The organism is Rugosimonospora africana, from assembly GCF_016862975.1.
Lineage (GTDB): Bacteria > Actinomycetota > Actinomycetes > Mycobacteriales > Micromonosporaceae > Rugosimonospora > Rugosimonospora africana.
The window spans coordinates 119,704-139,648 of sequence record NZ_BONZ01000062.1; the positions used below are offsets into that span (position 1 = coordinate 119,704).

Annotated in this window: 15 protein-coding genes and 1 pseudogene; 12 read left to right on the forward strand and 4 right to left on the reverse strand. The window is 69.6% G+C overall.

The features are described from left to right. Positions 1 to 37: 37 nt before the first annotated feature. From Raf01_RS31190 to def, 6 genes are all read left to right on the forward strand, one after another. Complete coding sequence (locus tag Raf01_RS31190; protein ID WP_203921641.1) at positions 38 to 940, forward strand: ABC transporter substrate-binding protein; 903 nt, start codon at positions 38 to 40, stop codon at positions 938 to 940. Between the two features lie 11 nt (positions 941 to 951). Beyond that, entirely contained in the window at positions 952 to 1,977 is a 1,026-nt protein-coding gene (locus tag Raf01_RS31195) for an amino acid ABC transporter permease (protein WP_203921642.1), read from the forward strand. Beyond that, a complete protein-coding gene (locus Raf01_RS31200; protein WP_275413091.1) occupies positions 1,974 to 2,783 on the forward strand; it encodes an amino acid ABC transporter ATP-binding protein in 810 nt (269 codons plus the stop codon). The genes Raf01_RS31195 and Raf01_RS31200 overlap by 4 nt, the downstream gene beginning before the upstream one ends. Before the next feature lie 151 nt (positions 2,784 to 2,934). Further along, a complete protein-coding gene (gene polA, locus Raf01_RS31205) occupies positions 2,935 to 5,622 on the forward strand; it encodes a DNA polymerase I (protein WP_203921643.1) in 2,688 nt (895 codons plus the stop codon). A 134-nt stretch (positions 5,623 to 5,756) separates the two neighbouring features. After that, the gene (locus Raf01_RS31210) at positions 5,757 to 6,365 is read left to right on the forward strand and encodes a PadR family transcriptional regulator (RefSeq protein WP_203921644.1); all 609 of its coding nucleotides are present in this window, start codon (positions 5,757 to 5,759) and stop codon (positions 6,363 to 6,365) included. Further along, complete coding sequence (gene def / locus Raf01_RS31215; RefSeq protein WP_203921645.1) at positions 6,362 to 6,865, forward strand: peptide deformylase; 504 nt, start codon at positions 6,362 to 6,364, stop codon at positions 6,863 to 6,865. Before Raf01_RS31210 ends, def begins: the two co-directional genes overlap by 4 nt. Positions 6,866 to 6,894: 29 nt before the next feature. Here the strand turns inward: def and Raf01_RS31220 are convergent, their stop codons facing one another. Then, on the reverse strand, positions 6,895 to 7,701 hold the full coding sequence (locus tag Raf01_RS31220; RefSeq protein ID WP_203921646.1) for a class I SAM-dependent methyltransferase: 807 nt from the start codon (positions 7,699 to 7,701) through the stop codon (positions 6,895 to 6,897). 225 nt (positions 7,702 to 7,926) lie between these two features. Between Raf01_RS31220 and rpsA the strand changes: the two genes are divergently transcribed. The 3 genes and pseudogenes from rpsA (at position 7,927) to uvrB (ending at position 12,920) form a co-directional block, all read left to right on the forward strand. Next, positions 7,927 to 9,417 carry a 30S ribosomal protein S1 gene (gene rpsA / locus Raf01_RS31225; protein ID WP_203921647.1) on the forward strand — a complete coding sequence of 497 codons (1,491 nt, stop codon included), beginning with the start codon at positions 7,927 to 7,929 and terminating at the stop codon, positions 9,415 to 9,417. 166 nt (positions 9,418 to 9,583) lie between these two features. Beyond that, a pseudogene (gene coaE / locus Raf01_RS31230) lies at positions 9,584 to 10,171 on the forward strand (dephospho-CoA kinase); the annotation flags it as partial. Between the two features lie 649 nt (positions 10,172 to 10,820). Further along, positions 10,821 to 12,920 (forward strand): excinuclease ABC subunit UvrB, encoded by a 2,100-nt coding sequence (uvrB, locus tag Raf01_RS31235; RefSeq protein WP_203921648.1) that lies wholly within the window; start codon positions 10,821 to 10,823, stop codon positions 12,918 to 12,920. 93 nt (positions 12,921 to 13,013) lie between these two features. Here uvrB and Raf01_RS31240 read toward each other — a convergent pair whose 3' ends face one another. Then, on the reverse strand, positions 13,014 to 13,301 hold the full coding sequence (locus Raf01_RS31240) for an antibiotic biosynthesis monooxygenase family protein (protein WP_203921649.1): 288 nt from the start codon (positions 13,299 to 13,301) through the stop codon (positions 13,014 to 13,016). Between the two features lie 281 nt (positions 13,302 to 13,582). Between Raf01_RS31240 and Raf01_RS31245 the strand changes: the two genes are divergently transcribed. After that, positions 13,583 to 14,611, forward strand: a complete 1,029-nt coding sequence (locus tag Raf01_RS31245; RefSeq protein ID WP_203921650.1) for a TerC family protein — start codon at positions 13,583 to 13,585, stop codon at positions 14,609 to 14,611. A gap of 169 nt (positions 14,612 to 14,780) precedes the next feature. Beyond that, positions 14,781 to 15,575 (forward strand): tyrosine-protein phosphatase, encoded by a 795-nt coding sequence (locus Raf01_RS31250; RefSeq protein WP_239134077.1) that lies wholly within the window; start codon positions 14,781 to 14,783, stop codon positions 15,573 to 15,575. Positions 15,576 to 15,703: 128 nt separating this feature from the next. Here the strand turns inward: Raf01_RS31250 and Raf01_RS31255 are convergent, their stop codons facing one another. Together Raf01_RS31255 and typA are read right to left on the reverse strand one after the other, a co-directional pair. After that, positions 15,704 to 16,531: a serine hydrolase gene (locus Raf01_RS31255; RefSeq protein ID WP_203921651.1), complete on the reverse strand. Its 828-nt coding sequence runs from the start codon at positions 16,529 to 16,531 to the stop codon at positions 15,704 to 15,706. After that, positions 16,528 to 18,387, reverse strand: a complete 1,860-nt coding sequence (typA, locus tag Raf01_RS31260; RefSeq protein ID WP_203921652.1) for a translational GTPase TypA — start codon at positions 18,385 to 18,387, stop codon at positions 16,528 to 16,530. The genes Raf01_RS31255 and typA overlap by 4 nt, the downstream gene beginning before the upstream one ends. Before the next feature lie 125 nt (positions 18,388 to 18,512). Here typA and Raf01_RS31265 point away from each other — a divergent pair, with 125 nt between their 5' ends. Next, on the forward strand, positions 18,513 to 19,919 hold the full coding sequence (locus tag Raf01_RS31265; protein WP_203921653.1) for a VTT domain-containing protein: 1,407 nt from the start codon (positions 18,513 to 18,515) through the stop codon (positions 19,917 to 19,919). Positions 19,920 to 19,945: the final 26 nt, after the last annotated feature.

Consider the following 19,945-nt stretch of genomic DNA (forward strand, 5'->3'; position numbering starts at 1 on the left):
GCCGCTCGGGCTCCCCGTCACAGTGAGGGGTACAGAAATGTTGTGGGATGCCTCCCGTCGCAGGGCAGTCTTCGGTCTGGTCGGCGCGGCGGCGCTGATCGTGACCTTGGCCGGCTGTGGCGACAGCAACGGCGGTGGCACTCCGGCCGGCGGTGCGCCGTCCGCCGCCGTCGATTCGGCGCTGGCCGCGAAGGTGCCGGCGTCGATCAAGTCGGCCGGAAAGATCATCATCGGTACCGACTCGACGTACGCGCCGAGCGAGTTCCTGGCGACCGACGGCAAGACCGTACAGGGCTTCGACGTCGACCTGTTCAACGCGGTGGCCGCAAAGCTCGGTCTCAAGACTGAGTGGCAGTCGGCGAAGTTCGACGACATCATCCCCGGTGTCGGCTCGGGCAAGTACAACATCGGCGTCTCGTCGTTCACCATCAACGCCGAGCGTGAGCAGCAGGTGACCATGGTCTCCTACTTCTCCGCCGGCACCCAGTGGGCGGCCAAGGCCGGGGCGTCGATCGACCCGGGCAACGCGTGCGGCAAGAAGGTCGCCGTGCAGACCGCCACCGTGCAGGTCGACGACGTCACCAAGCGGTCGAAGGCGTGCACCGACGGCGGTAAGCCCGCTATCAAGATCGATCAGTACCAGGACCAGGGCAACGCGACCTCGGCCGTGGTCAGCGGCAAGGACGACGCGATGCTGGCCGACTCGCCGGTGTGCGCGTACGCGGTCAAGCAGACCAACGGTCAGCTGAGCCTGGTCGGCGAGATCTACGAGTCGGCACCGTACGGGTACGTGCTGCCCAAGGACCAGGCCGACTTCGGCAGCGCGCTCGCCGGCGCGGTGCAGGCGCTGATCACCGACGGTTCCTACAAGACGATCCTCGCCAAGTGGGGCGTCGAAGCCGGCGCGATCACCTCGCCCGCGGTCAACCCGGCGTCCTGAAGTTCCGTGCGATGACAACGCAGATCCAGCAACAACCCGAGCGGGTACGGCCTGAACCCATCAAGGCCGTACCCGTGCGGCACCCCGGGCGGTGGGTGACCGCCGTCGTGGTGGTCGTGCTCTCCGCGATGTTCGTCCACCTCTTGCTGACGAACAAGCACTTCGAGTGGTCGTTCATCTTCAGCGACAGCGGCCAGGGGCAGCCCGGCGTCATGTTCCTGCGGCCGGTACTGGACGGCCTCGTGGGCACGATCGAACTGACGATCACGTCGATGCTGATCGGTGTCGCGCTCGGCGTGGTGATCGCGATCATGCGCCTGTCGCCCAACCGGATACTCGCCGGGGCGGCGTGGGTCTACACCTGGGTGTTCCGTGCGATTCCCCGGCTGGTACTGGCGATCCTGTTCGGCAACCTGGGCATCCTCTGGGCGCGGATCGGCTTCGGGCTGCCGTTCGGCAAGCAGATCGGCGCGCTGTTCGGCATGCACGACTTCTCCGGGCAGATCTTCAGCATCAAGGCCAGCGAGCTGCTCACCGGCTTCGTCGCCGGCATGCTCGCCTTGGGCCTGTCCGAGGCGGCCTACATGGCCGAGATCGTCCGGGCGGGCATCCAGTCCATCGATGTCGGGCAGTCGGAGGCGGCCTCGGCGCTCGGTCTGTCCCGTGGCCAGGTGCTGCGGCGCATCGTCCTGCCCCAGGCGATGCGGGTCATCGTGCCGCCGACCGGCAACGAGACCATCGCGATGGTCAAGGACACCTCGCTGGTCGCGTACGTCCCGGTAGGTAGGGAACTGTTCTTCCAGTTGAGCGCGGTCGGTACGCGGACCTTCCAGGTGCTGCCGGTACTCGTCGGGGCCTGCTTGTGGTATTTGATCCTGTGCAGCGTGCTGATGATCGGCCAGTACTTCGTCGAGCGGCACTTCGGCCGCGGGTACGGTACCGGGGGACGGGCCCGGCGGCGGCTGCGCGACCTGTCGGTCGAGAGCAGTGGACGGATCGTCCTCACGGACGGCAATGGCAAGGAGCCGGCGTTATGACTGGTGCGGTGGATTCGGACATCAGGGACGACACTGGCACGGCGCGCCCCGAGATGGTTCGCGCCGAGAACGTACACAAGTCGTTCGGGCACCTCGACGTCCTCAAGGGCATCGACCTGGTGGTAGGCACCGGCGAGGTCAGCGTCGTGATCGGCCCCTCCGGTTCCGGCAAGTCGACGTTCCTGCGGTGCGTCAACCACCTGGAGAAGATCAACTCTGGTCGGATCTTCGTGGACGGTGACCTCATCGGGTACCGCCAGCACGGCGACAAGCTGCACGAGCTGCGGGAGAAGGAGGTCGCCGCGCAGCGCCGCTCGATCGGCATGGTCTTCCAGCGGTTCAACCTGTTCCCGCACATGACCGCACTGGCCAACGTCATGGAGGCACCCTGCCGGGTCAAGCGGCAGTCCAAGGCCCAGGCCCGCGAGCGTGCGGTGGCGTTGCTGGAGCGGGTCGGCCTGAGCGACAAGGTTTCCAACTATCCGGGGCAGCTCTCCGGCGGCCAGCAGCAGCGGGTGGCCATCGCCCGGGCACTGGCGATGGAGCCGAAGCTGATGCTGTTCGACGAGCCGACCAGCGCCCTCGACCCGGAGCTGGTGGGCGAGGTGCTGGACGTGATGAAGGACCTTGCCCGGGACGGCATGACGATGATCGTGGTTACTCACGAGATCGGATTCGCCCGCGAGGTCGGCGACTCGTTGATCTTCATGGACGGCGGCGTGGTCGTCGAGTCCGGGGCGCCGCGTGAGGTACTGGCCGACCCGAAGCACGACCGGACGAAGGCGTTCCTCGCCAAGGTCCTCTAGAGCCCTGTCCCGTTGACCAGCCACGAGCCCCGCTTCGGCAAGATCGACAGGGTGGGGCGCGGGCTCGGGACGATCATGAGCGTGGGCGGCGCCCCCGGATGGGCGGGCGTCGTTGCGCGTCTTGTCGGTGGGTACGACTAGGCTCGCCGGGGTGAGTGCCGCAACGCCACGTCTGCTCCTGCTCGATGGACATTCGCTCGCCTACCGGGCATTCTTCGCGCTGCCCGCGGAGAATTTCTCCACCAGTACCGGACAGGTGACCAACGCCGTCTTCGGGTTCACCTCGATGTTGATCAACATGCTGCGCGACGAGAAGCCGACCCACATCGCGGTTGCCTTCGACGTGTCCCGGCATTCGTTCCGCACCGAGGTCTATCCGGAATACAAGGCGACCCGCTCGGAGTCGCCCAAGGACTTCGCCGGCCAGGTCAGCCTCATCCACGAAGTGCTCGACGCGCTGCGGATCCAGACCGTGGAGAAGCCGGGCTACGAAGCCGATGACGTGATCGCCACGCTCGCCGGGCAGGCCAGCGAGCAGGGCATGCAGGTCAGCATCGTGACCGGCGACCGAGACGCCTTCCAGCTGGTCCGCGACCGCGTGACCGTGCTCTACCTCAAACGCGGTGTCTCCGAGATGGACCGGATGGACGCGGAGGCGGTCACCGCTCGATACGGTGTCGGGCCGGGTTGCTACCGCGACCTGGCCGCGCTGGTCGGGGAGACCAGCGACAACCTGCCCGGGGTGCCGGGCGTCGGGCCAAAGACCGCGGCCAAGTGGATCACCCAGTTCGGCAACCTCGACGGCGTCGTAGAGCACGTCGACCAGATCAAGGGCAAGGCCGGTGACAGCCTGCGCGACCACCTGGCCGGCGTACTGCGCAACTACCAGCTCAACCTGCTGCTCTCCGACTTGGAGCTGCCGTTGGCGCCGGGCGAGCTGGCCTGGCCCGGCTGGGACCGCGAGGCCGTTCACCGGGTGTTCGACGCGCTGGAGTTCCGCATCCTGCGCGACCGCCTCTACCAATACCTGGAGGCCGTCGAGCCGGAGGCGGAGTCCGGCTTCGACCTGGCCGGCACGGTGCTGCGCGGGCCCGGCGTGGCCGACTGGCTGGCCGCTCACGCCCCGGCGGGCGAGGCGGTGGGTGTGGCGGTGTCGGGCGACTTCGGGCGCGGCACCGGCACGCTGAGCGGGTTCGCGCTCGCCGCCGGCGACGGCCCGGCGCTGTGGTTCGACCCGGCCGGCCTGGACGCCGCCGACGACGCGGCCGTGGTGGCCTGGCTGGCCGACCCCGATCGACCCAAGGTCCTGCACGACGTCAAGCCGGCATTGCTGGCGTTCGCGGAGCGGGGCTGGAGCCTACGCGGGCTGGTCACCGACACCGCGCTGGCCGCCTACCTGGCCCGGCCCGATCAGCGCTCGTACGACCTGACCGACCTCGCCCTGCGCTACCTGCAGCGGGAGCTGCGCGTGGAGCAGGCCGACAACGGTCAGCTGACCCTCGACGGCCTGGGGGAGGAAGACGAGCTCGAGCGCAACCTGATGCTGCGCGCCCGGGCCACCCTCGACCTGGCCGGATCGCTCGGTGAGGAGCTGGGCCGCGACGGTGCGGAGGCGACCGGGTTGCTGCGCGAGGTCGAGCAGCCGCTGGCCTACGTTCTCGCCAGCATGGAGCGCATCGGCATCGCCGCCGACACGCAATACCTCTCCGAACTGGAGGCGCACTTCGCCGGCGAGGTGAAGGCGGCCGCACAGGCGGCGTACGGGGTGATCGGCCGCGAGTTCAACCTCGGCTCGCCCAAGCAGCTGCAGGAGATCCTGTTCACCGAGCTGTCGCTGCCGAAGACCAAGCGGATCAAGACCGGCTACACGACCGACGCCGACGCCCTGGCCTGGCTGTACGCGCAGACCGAGCACCCGCTGCTGGAGCACCTGCTACGGCACCGCGACGTGGCCAAGCTGAAGTCCACGGTGGACGGCCTGCTCAAGTCGGTCAGCGACGACGGGCGCATCCACACGACGTTCAACCAGACGGTCGCCGCCACCGGCCGGCTGTCCAGCACCGACCCCAACCTGCAGAACATCCCGATCCGCACGGCGGAGGGGCGGCGCATCCGCCGGGCGTTCGTGGTCGGGCCGGATCTCGAGACCCTGCTGACCGCGGACTACAGCCAGATCGAGATGCGGATCATGGCGCACCTGTCCAAGGACGAGGCGCTGATCGAGGCGTTCCGGTCCGGCTTCGACTTCCACGCGGCGACCGCGTCCAGCGTGTTCAGCGTCGAGCCGACCGACGTCAGCCACGAGCAGCGGCGCCGGATCAAGGCGATGAACTACGGCCTGGCCTACGGGCTGTCCTCGTACGGGCTGGCCCAGCAGCTGGGCATCACGCCGGCCGAGGCGACCGTGCTGATGGAGGACTACTTCGGCCGGTTCGGCGGGGTTCGCGACTACCTGCACCGCATCGTCGACCAGGCCCGTCGCGACGGATACACCGAGACCGTGCTGGGACGCCGGCGCTACCTGCCCGACCTCAACAGCGACAACCGCCAGCGCCGGGAGATGGCCGAGCGGATGGCGCTCAACGCGCCCATCCAGGGTTCGGCGGCCGATGTCATCAAGGTGGCGATGCTGCGGGTGGACGCCGCCCTGCACGACTCCGGCCTGGCCTCCCGGATGCTGCTGCAGGTGCACGACGAGCTGGTCTTCCAGGTCGCCCCCGGGGAACGGGAGGCGCTGGAGGCGCTGGTGCGGGAGCAGATGGGCGGCGCCTATCCGCTGGACGTGCCGCTTGAGGTCTCCGTCGGCGCGGGCCGCGACTGGGACGCCGCCGACCACTGAGCCGATCGCGCGATCGGGGCCGTTCGAGTTTCGACGGGTCCGGCTCGGCGCGTCTGGCGACGCGCAACGACCCGGACCCGTCGCCGCGGCACGGCTTAGTTGTCAAATTTGAGTACTCGTGTTTTAGTTACCGGGTGAATCCCACCCGGCTCTTCGTGCTCGGCGCCCTGGCCCGCCACGGCGCGATGTATGGGCACCAGATCCGCCGCGACGCCCGCGTCGACCGCGCCGAGCTGTGGTCCGAGGTGCGCCCCGGCTCGCTCTACGGCGCACTGCACCGGATGGAGGCCGAGGGGCTGATCGAGCCGGTCCGCACCGAGCAGGACGGCCAGTTGCCCGCCCGCACCGTCTACGCGATCACCGAGGAGGGCCGCCGGGAGCTGCGGACCCTGCGCACCGAGGCGTTCGGGGAGGTCGGGCTGAGGCCCGACCCGGTCGACCTGGCGCTGGCCATGAGTGACGAGCTGGATGAGGACACGCTGCGCGGGTTCATCGAGGACCGCCGCCGCATGCTGGCGGCCCAGGCGGCCCAGTTCGACCACCTCGGGGAACGCGCCTGGCCCGACCAGACGGTGGCGGACGACCTGATCGTGGAGCACGCGCGGCTGCGCATCCAGGCCGAGCTGGCCTGGCACGACCTGCTGCTCGACCAGATCGAGAAGCTGCGCACGGTCAGCGCGCACCGGCACGGCGGGGACACTCAGCCCGGCCGTGGCCGGGTGGTGCCGGAGGGCGGACGATGACCGTCCGGCCGCTGCGCCTGCTCGGCGATCCGGTACTGCGCACCGTCTGTGACCCGGTGACGCGCTTCGACGACGACCTGGCCCGGCTCGTCGACGATCTCATCGAGACCGTGCGGCTGCCCGGGCGGGCCGGCCTCGCGGCGCCACAGATCGGCGTGGGCCTGGCCGTCTTCTCGTACAACCTGGATGGCCGGCTCGGCTACGTCGTCAACCCGCGGATCGTGGAGCTGTCCGGCGAGTACGACGGGCTCGAAGCGTGCCTGTCGGTGCCGGGCGTGTCGGCCTCCACGCCCCGGGCCAGGCGCGCGGTGGTGGCAGGGGTGGACGTGCACGGCGATCCGGTGGAGGTGTCCGGCGAGGAGGAAATGGCCCGCTGCCTCCAGCACGAGACCGACCACCTGCAGGGCATCCTGTACTTCGACCGGCTCACCGGCGACGAACGCCGCTCGGCGATCCGGCAGATCCGGGCCGGGCAGATCGGCTCGCGCCGGGGGCGCTAGCGGTAGGTGCCGGGGCGCCAGCGGTACGGTCAGGCGTCCGGCCGGCTGGCCACGAAGATCGCCGTACCGGGAAAAAGCCGGCCGCGCAGCGGGCTCCACTGCCCCCAGATCTCCTCGTGACCGGCCGGCCACTCCGGCTCGATCAGGTCGTCGAACCGGAACCCGGCGGCCACCAGCTCCCGGATCCGGTCGCCGAGGGTCCGGTGGTGCTCCACGTACGTGGCCTGCCCGGACTCGTCGTACTCGACGTACGGCCGCCGGTCGAAGTACGAGTGCGTGGCCACCAGGCCGTTCTCGCTGGGATCGTCGAGGAAGATCCAGCGCATCGGGTGGGTCACCGCGAACACCCAGCGCCCGCCCGGGCGCAGCACCCGGTACACCTCTCGCATCACGGCGGCGGAGTCGGCCACGAACGGTACGGCGCCGAACGCGGTACACGCGATGTCGAACACCCCGTCGGCCAGCGGCAGAGCGGTGGCGTCGGCCTGCAGGAGGGGTACCCGCACTCCGGTACTGTCCGCGGCCAGGCGGGCGTGCCGCAGCATGCCGCCGGACAGGTCCAGGCCCACCACCCGAGCGCCCTGGGTGGCCAGCCACCGAGACGCGGCCGCGGCACCGCAGCCGACCTCGACCACCCGCCGGCCGGCAACCGGGCCGAGCAGCCCAGCCTCGGCCTCGCGCAGGCCCTCCGGGCACCAGCGGAAGTCCACGTCCCCGAGAAATGTGCCATGTTCGGCCTGATAGTCGTCGGCGTCCCGATCCCACCAGGAGCGGCTTGCCCGGCGGTTCTCCTCGGGAGATACGGCTCGCCGGGTCGCCCCGGGCTCGCAACTCATCCCGAATACAGTACGCGTCGGCGAGCCAGAGGGCTTGCACGCTGTGCGGATGCGCACGGTAAGCTAGTCAATGCACTCGTGGGCGCGTATCTCGGTAGGGAGCAGGTCCGCGGCCGCCGGCACGCTACCAACGAAACTTCTGGGGGATTTCGCTGGGACGCGCCCGCGGCGAGCCCGCGACGCACCAGGTTCGCCCGACATAATTCGACCGGAGCAACAGCCCACATGACGAGCAGCATCGAGGCCACCTCGAGCGCCAGCAACAACAAGGTCGCCGTCGACGACTTCAACTCCGAGGAAGCCTTCCTCGCAGCGATCGACGAGACCATCAAGTACTTCAACGACGGTGACATCGTGGAGGGCACCGTCGTCAAGGTCGACCGGGACGAGGTCCTGCTCGACATCGGCTACAAGACCGAGGGCGTCATCCCCTCGCGCGAGTTGTCGATCAAGCACGACGTCGATCCGGCCGAGGTTGTTTCGATCAATGACCACATCGAGGCCCTGGTCCTTCAGAAGGAGGACAAGGAAGGCCGCCTGATCCTCTCGAAGAAGCGTGCGCAGTACGAGCGCGCGTGGGGCACGATCGAGAAGATCAAGGAGGACGACGGCGTCGTCCGCGGTTCGGTCATCGAGGTGGTCAAGGGCGGCCTCATCCTGGACATCGGCCTGCGCGGCTTCCTGCCCGCGTCGCTGGTCGAGATGCGTCGCGTCCGTGATCTCCAGCCGTACGTCGGCCGGGAGCTTGAGGCGAAGATCATCGAGCTGGACAAGAACCGCAACAACGTGGTCCTGTCCCGCCGCGCCTACCTCGAGCAGACCCAGTCCGAGGTGCGCACCGAGTTCCTCAACAAGCTGCAGAAGGGCCAGGTCCGCAAGGGCGTGGTCTCGTCGATCGTCAACTTCGGTGCCTTCGTGGACCTGGGCGGCGTTGACGGCCTGGTGCACGTCTCCGAGCTGTCCTGGAAGCACATCGACCACCCGTCCGAGGTCGTCGAGGTGGGCCAGGAGGTCGAGGTCGAGGTGCTCGACGTCGACCTGGAGCGCGAGCGGGTGTCCCTGTCGCTGAAGGCGACCCAGGAAGACCCGTGGCGCCAGTTCGCCCGCACGCACGCGATCCAGCAGATCGTCCCCGGTAAGGTCACCAAGCTCGTGCCGTTCGGCGCCTTCGTCCGGGTGGACGACGGCATCGAGGGCCTGGTGCACATCTCCGAGCTGGCCGAGCGCCACGTGGAGATTCCGGAGCAGGTCGTGCAGGTCGGCTCGGACGTCATGGTGAAGGTCATCGACATCGACCTGGAGCGTCGCCGGATCTCGCTGTCGCTCAAGCAGGCCAACGAGGGCTTCGTCGAGGGCGAGGAGCACTTCGACCCGACCCTCTACGGCATGTCGGCCACCTACGACAACGAGGGCAACTACATCTACCCGGACGGCTTCGACCCGGAGACCGGGGAGTGGCTGGAAGGCTTCGACAAGCAGCGCGAGGAGTGGGAGCGGCAGTACGCCGAGGCCCGCGTGCGCTGGGAGGCCCACACCAAGCAGGTTCAGAGCGCCCGTGCGGCGGACGCGGCGGCGGAGCCGGCCACCGGCGGCGGTGGCCCGGTCAGCTCCGCGACCCCGACGCCCGCGAAGGCGGCCGAGGAGCCGTCGGGCACCCTGGCCACCGACGAGGCGCTCGCCGCGCTGCGGGAGAAGCTCGCGGGCGGCAAGAGCTGAGCCAACCGGTCAGCGTCACGCGGCGCGGCCCCGGCCCGGAGGTTTCCGGACCGGGGCCGCGCCGTTTGTGCGGGCGCCGTTTGTGCGAGGCGGCTTTGCATGGGCGGCTTCGTGTGGACGGCGGGGAGCGGGGGATGCCGCCGGTACTCCGGCCGGTAGGCTCATGATCGTGAAGGTCGGACTGACCGGTGGCATCGGGGCTGGCAAGAGCGAGGTGGCCAGGCGGCTGGCCGAACTCGGTGCTCAGGTGATCGATGCCGACAAGCTCGCCCGTGAGGTGGTCGCGCCCGGCACGGACGGCCTCGCCGAGGTGGTGGCCGCGTTTGGGCCCGAGGTGCTCGGTCCGGACGGCGCGCTGGACCGCCCGGCTCTGGGCCGGCGGGTGTTCGGCGATGACGAGGCCCGGCGCCGGTTGGAATCGATCATCCATCCGCGGGTACGGGCCCGGACGGCTGAGTTGGTCGCCGCGCAGCCGCCGGACGCGGTGGTCGTCAATGACGTACCGCTGCTGGTCGAGGCGGGGCTGGCGAAAGGCTTCGACCTGGTCGTGGTGGTACTGGCGGACGAGGCCGCGAGGGTACGGCGGCTGGTCGAGGTCCGCGGCATGAGCGAGGACGAGGCGCGGTCACGGATCGCCGCGCAGGCCACCGACGAGCAGCGCCGTGCGGCCGCGGACGTGATCCTGCACAACGACGGCACGCTGGACGAGCTGCGCGCGGCGGTCGACGACCTGTGGCGCGAGCGGCTGAATCCGGCCTGACCCGGGCGATCCGGCCGGGCCGCCCGTGCCGGCGGGCATCGTGCGCTGGCGGCTGGCGGCTGGCGGGCGCTGGCGGCTGGCGGGCGCTGGCGGGCGGCGGGGTGGCCGGGCAGCGGGCGCTGGAGGGTGGGTCGCGAGTACCGCGGGCAGCGGGGTGGCCCGGCAGCGGGCGCTGGTGGATAGCGAGCGCGGCTGAGTGGCGGGTGCCGGCGCATAGCGGGTGCTGGTAGAAAGCGGGCATCGGTGCGTGGCCTGGCATCAGTGGGTAGCGGGCGCCGGGCCTGACGCGGCGACGAACGAGGGAATCAGGGCTGGAACGCAAGGCAGCTCGCGGCGGCCGGTCTGCGCGATGCGCGCGAACCGCAACGGGTGCGCTCACCGGCGCTTCGCCGGGTGCTGCAACCCATGCGCCGGGCGGGACCGGCCGGTGTGGAGGTCCGGTCGTCGCTCCGGTCGGCCGCCGCGAGCGGCCCACGTGTTGACGGTATCGCGGTGATCTCTGACACACAATCGCAATGTTGAAGCCGATCGTGCACATCGCGTCGTCAGTGTCCGATTCGGCCTGACTGACGTTGTCGGGCGGTTCGAGGCGGCCCGAGGCCACAGCCATGGAAGTGTCAGAGGGCGGGCGTACGGTTGTTTCATGGCCTTGGACATCCCGCGACTCGACCGTCGCTTCGAGGTGATCAGCGATTACCAGCCCTCCGGCGACCAGCCGACCGCCATCGATGAGCTTGAGCGTCGAGTGCGGCGCGGCGACCGGCACGTCGTGCTGCTCGGCGCGACCGGCACCGGTAAGAGCGCGACCACGGCCTGGCTGGTTGAGCGGCTGCAGCGCCCGACCCTGGTGCTGGCTCCGAACAAGACGCTGGCCGCCCAGCTGGCCAAGGAGTTCCGGGAGCTGCTGCCAAACAACGCGGTGGAGTATTTCGTCAGCTACTACGACTACTACCAGCCCGAGGCATACATCCCGCAGACGGACACCTACATCGAGAAGGACTCCTCGGTCAACGAGGAGGTCGAGCGGCTGCGCCACTCGGCGACGATGTCCCTGCTGACCCGCCGGGATGTTGTCGTCGTGGCCACCGTGTCCGCCATCTACGGCCTGGGCACGCCGAACGAATACCTGGCGCAGGCCGTGAGGGTGCGCGTCGGCGAGGAGATCGAGCGCGACCGGATCCTGCGCCAGCTGGTCGACATCCAGTACACGCGCAACGATCTGGCCTTCCAGCGCGGCACGTTCCGGGTGCGCGGCGACACCCTGGAGATCATCCCGGCATACGAGGAGCTGGCCGTCCGGGTCGAGTTCTTCGGCGACGAGATCGAGAAGCTCTATTACCTGCACCCGCTGACCGGCGACGTCGTGCGCGAGGTCGACGAGCTGCTGATCTTCCCGGCCACGCACTACGCGGCCGGCGCGGAGCGGATGGAGCGGGCGATCGGCGGCATCGAGGCGGAGCTGGAGGAGCGGCTGGCCGAGTTCGAGGCGCAGGGCAAGTTGCTGGAGGCCCAGCGGCTGCGGATGCGCACGACGTACGACGTCGAGATGATGCGCCAGGTCGGGTTCTGCTCCGGCATCGAGAACTACTCGATGCACATCGACGGCCGGCAGCCCGGCGACCCACCGCACTGCCTGCTCGACTACTTCCCCGACGACTTCATGACCGTCATCGACGAGTCGCACAACACCGTGCCGCAGATCGGCGGCATGTACGAGGGTGACGCATCGCGCAAGCGGATGCTGGTGGACCACGGCTTCCGGCTGCCGTCCGCGCGAGACAACCGCCCGCTGCGCTTCGACGAGTTCCTGGAGCGGGTCGGCCAGATGGTGTACCTGTCGGCCACCCCGGGCCCGTGGGAGATGCAGCACTCCCAGGGCGATGTGGTCGAGCAGGTCATCCGGCCGACCGGGTTGGTCGACCCGGAGGTCGTGGTCAAGCCGACCAAGGGGCAGATCGACGATCTGATGCACGAGATCGGGCTGCGTACCGAGCGGGACGAACGGGTGCTGGTCACCACGCTGACCAAGAAGATGGCCGAGGACCTCACCGACTACCTGCTGGAGCACGGCATCCGGGTCCGATACCTGCACTCCGAGGTGGACACCCTGCGCCGGGTCGAGCTGCTGCGGGAGCTGCGCAAGGGCGACTTCGACGTGCTGGTCGGCATCAACCTGCTGCGTGAGGGCCTCGACCTGCCCGAGGTGAGCCTGGTGGCGATCCTCGACGCCGACAAGGAGGGCTTCCTGCGCAGCGGCACCTCGCTGGTGCAGACCATCGGCCGGGCGGCCCGTAACGTTTCGGGTCAGGTCCACATGTACGCCGACAAGATGACGCCCTCGATGGCCAAGGCGATCGACGAGACGAACCGGCGCCGGGCCAAGCAGACCGCCTACAACGTCGCCAACGGCGTCGATCCGCAGCCCCTGCGCAAGAAGATCCACGACATCCTGGACGACATCTACCGCGAGGCCGAGGAGAACGACGCCATGGTCGGCGGCGCAGGCCGCCAGATCTCGCGCGGCAAGGCGCCGGTACCCGAGACCCGCAGCCGGGGCCGCGCCGCGACACCGTCCCGGGAGGGGATGGCGCGCGCCGACCTGGCTCAGCTCATCCAGGATCTCAACGAGCAGATGCTCGCCGCCGCTCGTGAACTGCAGTTCGAGCTGGCGGCCCGGATCCGCGACGAGATCTCGGAGCTCAAGAAGGAGCTGCGCGGGATGGACGTCGCGGGCGTTCGGTAGTCCCGGCGCGATCCGGTCGGCGACCTAAGCCGACCGGATCCCGCGCTGAGCCGGGTGGCTGGCCGGCGCACCCGGCGGCTCGGCGGCTCGCGCTCACACGTCGGTGAAGTGCTCGACGTGGGGAGGCTGGGCGAAGTACGGCCCGATCAGCCCGCGCCAGACCCCGAAGCGTTCTGTGCCACGAAAGTTCTTCTCGTGCGCCTCGACGGAGTCCCACTCGACCAACAGCACGAACCGCGACGGGCTCTCCACACCCCGGGTCATCCGGACCGATTGGAGTCCGGGCGTGGTGGCCAGTGTCTCGCGGGCTTTCCCGTAGGCGGCGACGAACTCGTCTTCGGTACCGGGGATGACGTCGATCAGAGCGACTTCCAAGACCATGCCGCGCAGACTGCCACACCGGTCTGGTGTTGACCAGGTCCTGAGCGCGCCCGCAGACCTCGCGTTGTGTGATGTCCACGATCATCGGGACCCCTACTCGCGCTCGACCCGGGTTATCGGCGACAATGGGAACGCAGGAGGGGAGTACTCCCTTGTGACGGCGTCGTCAGCACGGTGGCTGAGGTCACCCGGCGCCGTCAGTCACCGAGGCGCTGGAGACACCGGCCGGTGGCGGAGGAGACCTCCGGAGTCACGTCATGTGGTTTCGGAGGTTAGACACGGTGCACGTATCGCTCCTGATGTGGACGGTCAGCCTGGTCGGGCTGGTCGCGCTCCTCGCGGTAGACCTGCTGATCATTGGCCGTCGGCCGCACACGCCCCCCATTCGCGAATCGGTTCTCTGGGTGGCGTTCTACGTCGGGTTAGCGGTGTTGTTCGGCATCGGCATATCCCTCTGGTACGGCGGCCGGTACGGGGGCGAGTTCTTCGCCGGGTGGCTCACCGAGTACAGCCTGTCCGTGGACAACCTGTTCGTGTTCGTCATCATCATGAGCAGATTCCGAACCCCCCGGGCGTATCAGCAGAAAGCGCTGCTCATCGGCATCGGGTTCGCGCTGGTGATGCGGGGGCTGTTCATCGCCGTGGGAGCGGCGGCACTGAACCGGTTTGAGTGGATCTTCTACTTCTTCGGCTTCTTCCTCCTCTACACCGCGGTCAACCTCGCCCGGCAGGGCTCGGACGAGCCAGCGGAATTCAAGGAGAACCCGGTCCTCCGCTGGTTCCGCCGGGTGCTGCCGCTGTCGCGGGAGTACCACCAGGCTCGGCTGGTGGTGCGGGTCAATGGTCGTACCGTGTTCACTCCCATGCTGATCGTCATGGTAGCGCTGGGTACCACAGATTTGATCTTCGCACTCGACTCGATCCCGGCCATCTTCGGCCTGACCAAGCAGGCGTACCTCGTCTTCACCGCCAACGTCTTCGCCCTGATGGGCCTGCGGCAGCTGTACTTCCTGCTGGGCAATCTGCTCGACCGGCTGGTGTACCTGTCGGCCGGCCTCGCCGCGATCCTCGGTTTCATCGGGGTCAAGCTGATCCTGGAGGCGTTGCACAGCAATGAGCTGCCGTTCCTCAACGGTGGCCGGCCGATCTCCTGGGCGCCGCACATTCCGATCTGGCTGTCCCTGGCGGTGATCGTCGGCGCGCTGGCGCTCGCGACGGTGGCAAGCCTGATCAAGGCGCGTCGCGACGAGGCGAAGCAGGCGATCGAGCCCAAACCCGAACCCGTGGAGGGCAGCGGCACCGCGCGGTGACCGGGCCGGGGCGCCAGCGACCGGGGGTAGGGCCGCCAGGGCCGCCCGGTTTGTGGGCGGGCCGGTCAAGCGGCCGGGGGAGAAGAGAGCTACTGCCGCCAGGGCCGCCCGGTTTGTGGGCGGGCCGGCCAGGCGGCCGGGGAGAAGAGAGCTGAGGCAGACTGATCCGGTGACCGAGCTGCGGCGATCTCTGGGACTGGCGGGCGCGCCGAACACCCGGGACCTGGGCGGGCTGCCGGCGGACGGCGGCGTGGTACGCGACGGACTGGTGTACCGGGCGCCGGCCTTGGGCCGGCTTACCGACACCGACGTCGACCGGCTCGGCCGGTGCGGACTGACCGACCTGCTCGACCTGCGTCACGGCAGCGAGATCGACGTGGCGCCGCCGGACCGGCTCCCGGCCGGCCCGCAGGTCGCGCACATTCCGATCTTCGACCCGGCGCACCCGGTGTTCACCTATGTCGCGGCCGTGCTGCTCGGCCATGACCTGTCCGCGCATGAGGGGCTGGGCGCCGAGGGTACGCCCGGCGCCATGCGCGCGATCTACCGGTGGTTCGTCGCGTCGCCGGCCGGCCGTGCCGGGTTCGCGACCGCGATGAACCGCGTCGCCGATGCCACCGGCCCGCTGCTGTACCACTGCAGCGCCGGCAAGGACCGCACCGGCTGGCTCAGCGCCATCCTGCTGTCCGCGCTCGGTGCCGACCGGGACACCGTGCGCGCCGACTACCTGCTGAGCAACGAGGTCTCGGCGGCCGGCAACGAGGCCATCCTCGCCGCGATGGCCGAGCGCCGGGGCGTGGATCCGGAGGTACTGCGCCCGGTGCTGGCGGCCGCGCCGGAGTACCTCGACGAGGCGTTCAACCAGGTCGATCGTGACTTCGGTTCGATGGACGGGTACCTGCGAGTCGGGCTCGACCTCGACGACGCCGTCATCGCGCGGCTGCGCGACCGGCTGGTGGACTGACGCCCGCCCTGCCGATCGCTCGCCGGCTGGGCCGAGCCTCAAAGGCCCGGACCACGCTCGCCGGCTGAACCGAAAGACCCGGACCACGCTCGGCGGTTGAGCCCGAAGGGCCCGGACCACGCCGAGGGTCAGGCTCCCCGGGCGCTCCAGCTCGCCCGCGCGACGCGCGCGACCAGGTCGCAGGCCGCGTCCCGGCCGTCGGCTCCGGCGGTGCCGGCCAGCGGCGTGCTGGTGCACACCACGATCGTGTACGGGTCGGCGTCCCGCGGGAACACCACGCCGGCCGCGTGACGGATGCCCGGTACCCAGCCGTTCTTGTGCGCCACCCGGGCATCGGGCGGCAGGCCGGCGGCCAGGTCCTCGCGGTGCTCCTGAGCCTGGAGGGTGGCCAGCATCCGGGCGGTACCGTCCGGGCCGGCCAGCGTACCGGTGGCCAACGCGTCCAGCAGCCGGCCCAGGTCGGCCGCGGTGACCAGGTTGTCGACCCCGGCCTCCCGGGCGGCCGCGTCCTCGATGCCGCGCGGTGTCGTGCTGTGCGTGGCGCCGGCCAGCCGCCAGACCTGCGCCACCTCCTCGGCGCCGGTGTGGGCCAGCACGATGTTGGTGGCGAAGTTGCTGGACCGCACGATCATCCGCTCGGCCAGCCAGCCCAGGCTCGCCTCGCCGTCCAGCCGGTCCCACACCGCGTCGTCGTTGTCGTCGTGCGGGCCGGCCAGGCTGAACTCGGGCGCGCCCGGCAACGCGGAGGCGAACTGGTTGCGCACCGGTACCGGCGCGTCGAGGTCCAGCCGGCCGGCCTCGTGCGCCCGGTGCAGCGCCGCGAGCACGGCAACCTTCATCGTGCTCGCGGCATAATGCCGCTCGTTCTCCAGCCGTGCGTACCGAGGGATGGCAGAGCCGAGCGGCGCGTACCAGACCGAGATCGTGCCGGGTACGTCGTCGAGTCCGTCGATCACGCCGGACCACGCCGGCGAGCCAGCCGTCCCCGCTCGGCGGCGTCCAGGACCACCTTCCGAATGCGGATCGCGTTCGGCGTCACCTCGACGCACTCGTCCTCGCGGCAGAACTCGAGAGCCTGCTCCAGCGACAGCTTGCGCGGCGGGACCAGTCGCTCCAGTTCCTCACCGGTGGACGAGCGCATGTTGGTGAGCTTCTTCTCCTTGGTGATGTTCACGTCCATGTCGTCGGAGCGCGAATTCTCACCGACGATCATGCCCTCGTACACCTCGATGGTCGGCTCGACGAACAGCGAGCCGCGCTCCTGCAGGTTGAACATCGAGTACGAGGTGGCCGCACCCGCCCGGTCGGCGACCAGCGAGCCGGTGGCGCGTGTACGCAGGTCACCGAACCATGGCTCGTACGACTCGAAGAGGTGGTGCAGGATGCCGGTGCCCCGGGTGTCGGTGAGGAACTCGGTGCGGAAGCCGATCAGGCCGCGCGCCGGTACCAGCCACTCCATCCGGATCCAGCCGGTGCCGTGGTTGACCAGTTGCTCCATCCGGCCCTTGCGGGTGGCCAGCAACTGGGTGATCGCCCCTAGGTACTCCTCCGGGGCGTCGATGGTCAGCCGCTCGACCGGTTCGCAGACCTTGCCGTCGACCTCCCTCGTCACCACCTGGGGCTTGCCGACCGTCAGCTCGTACCCCTCGCGGCGCATCTGCTCGACGAGGATGGCCAGCGCCAGCTCGCCGCGGCCCTGGACCTCCCACGCGTCCGGCCGGGAGGTCGGCAACACCCGCAGCGAGACGTTGCCGATCAGCTCCCGGTCCAGCCGGTCCTTGACCAGCCGGGCGGTCACCTTGGCGCCCTTGACCCGCCCGGCGAGGGGTGAGGTGTTGGTGCCGATCGTCATGGAAATGGCCGGCTCGTCGACGCGGATCAGCGGCAGCGGTACCGGGTTGTCCAGGTCCGCCAGCGTCTCGCCGATCATGATGTCCGGAATGCCGGCGACCGCCATGATGTCGCCCGGTCCTGCCTGTTCGGCCGGCTTGCGCTCCAGGCCGTCGGTCATCAGCAGTTCGGAGATGCGTACCTTGTCGACCGTCCCGTTGGCCCGGCACCAGGCCACGGTCTGGCCCTTGCGGATGACGCCCTCCCGGACCCGGCACAGGGCGAGCCGGCCGAGGAACGGTGAGGCGTCCAGGTTGGTCACGTGCGCCTGCAGCGGCGCGTCCGGCACGTAGGACGGCGCCGGGATCGTGTCCAGCAGCGTGGCGAACAGGGGCTGCAGAGAGGTGGAGTTGGGCAGCGCGCCGTCCGCCGGCTGCTCCAGCGAGGCGAGGCCGTCGCGGGCGCAGGCGTACACGATCGGGAAGTCGATCTGCTCCTCGTCGGCGTCCAGGTCGAGGAACAGCTCGTACGTGTCGTCCACGACCTCCTTGATGCGCGCGTCCGGGCGGTCCACCTTGTTGATGACCAGCACGATCGGCAGCCGGGCGCGCAGCGCCTTGCGCAGCACGAACCGGGTCTGCGGCAGCGGTCCCTCACTCGCGTCGACCAGCAGCAGCACGCCATCGACCATGGTCAGTCCGCGCTCGACCTCGCCGCCGAAGTCCGCGTGGCCCGGGGTGTCGATGATGTTGATGGTGACCTGGTCGCCGTCGGGTGCCTGGTAGTGGACGGCGGTGTTCTTGGCGAGGATGGTGATGCCCTTTTCTCGCTCCAGGTCCATCGAGTCCATCACCCGCTCGGCCATCTCGGCCCGAGCGTGCCAGGCGCCGGACTGGCGCAGCATGGCGTCGACCAAAGTGGTCTTTCCGTGGTCTACGTGAGCGATGATGGCCACATTGCGAAGGTCAGCGCGGGTTTGCATGCTTCCATTGTCCCGAGGTGGTTGGGTGACCCTGAGATTGCCCCCCATCTTCGGTACAGTGCCCGGTTTGCCTGTTTAGTCCGTGCTATCGGCTGGCAGGATCGGGCCATGCTACGGGGAGCGGCGTGAGTCAGCTGTTGAGCGCCTTGGCGGATTGGCCGCCAGCGCTGATCTACATTCTCGCCGCCGCGATCGTCGGCAGCGAGACTGCAACAATACTCGGACTGGTGGCGCCCGGCGAAATCACGCTGCTGATCGTGGGATTCCTCTGCTATCGCGGCACTTTGCACCTGGCGATCGCGCTGCCGGTGTTGATCGGGGGCGCCGCTCTGGGCGACAGCCTCGGGTACCTGGAGGGGCGGCGGGTCGGGCCGAGGCTGCGTACCACCCGGCTCGGAATGCGGGTCGGCGACCAGCGGTGGGCGAAGGCGGACGCACTGCTGTTGCGCCACAGCGGCCGGGCGGTGCTGATGGCCCGGTTCATCGCGTTCGCCCGTACCCTGGTGCCGCGCCTGGCCGGCATGTCCGGCATGCGGTACGGGGTGTTCTTGCCGTGGAACGTGATCGGTGTGATCGGTATCGCAGGCGGCACGATGATCGTCGGGTACCTGGCCGGCCGCTCGTACGCCACCGCGACCGAGCTGTTCGGGCAGGCCACCAGCGCCCTGCTGGCTCTGGTCGTGGTGATCGTGGCGATCGTGCTCATCGGCCGCTATCTGGGGCGCCACCCCGATCCGATGGCCGACCTGGGCAAGCGACTGGCGACCTGGACGCCGCTGCGCTTCGTCGATCGGGCGTACCGGGCCGGATTCGGGTGGCTCACCGAACGGATCGGGGTGGGCGGCGCGGTGGCCGTCAACGTGCTGGGCGGCGCGATCGCGCTGCTCGGCGTCGGGTACGGGCTGACCTGGGCGGTCGACCGGCTGGTCCGGCACAGCGGGCTGCTGCTGGCGGATCCATTCATCACGCGCTGGGTGTCGGCCCGGCGTACGCACGCCGCGGTACACGTGGCGACCGAGACGCTGCTGACGCTGCGCGGGACGTTCCTGGTGCTGCTCGTCGGTGTGCTCGCGATCGCGCTGAACTGGCGCTCCCGGGTCTGGCGGGTCGACCTGGTCGGAGTGCTGGGCTCGTTCGGCGCGTTCGTCCCGCTCGTGATCATCACGGTCGCCGCCGACTGGGAACGCGCGCCGCAGGCCACGCCCCAGCCGGGCTTCTTCCCCAACCAGACCGCGGTCGTGGCGGCCAGCGTCGGCATGCTGGCCTGGCTGCTGTCGCGGCGGTTCGGGTGGCGGGTCGCGGTACCGGCGTGGACGGCGGCGGCCGGGGTGGTGTTCGTGGTCGGTGCCGCCCGGGTCTACGTGGGCTGGAGCTGGCCGAGCGAGGTGGTCGCCTCGACGCTGCTCGGCGGGCTGTGGTTGCTGGTGTTCGTGGTCGCCTGGCACACGCGGGACCGGGTACGGGCCAGTTCGGCGGGAGCGCCGGGTGCCTCGGGACCGTCGGGCTCGACGCCGGTCGAGGTCAACCGGTAGGACTCGGCCAGCCGTGGAACTCCTGA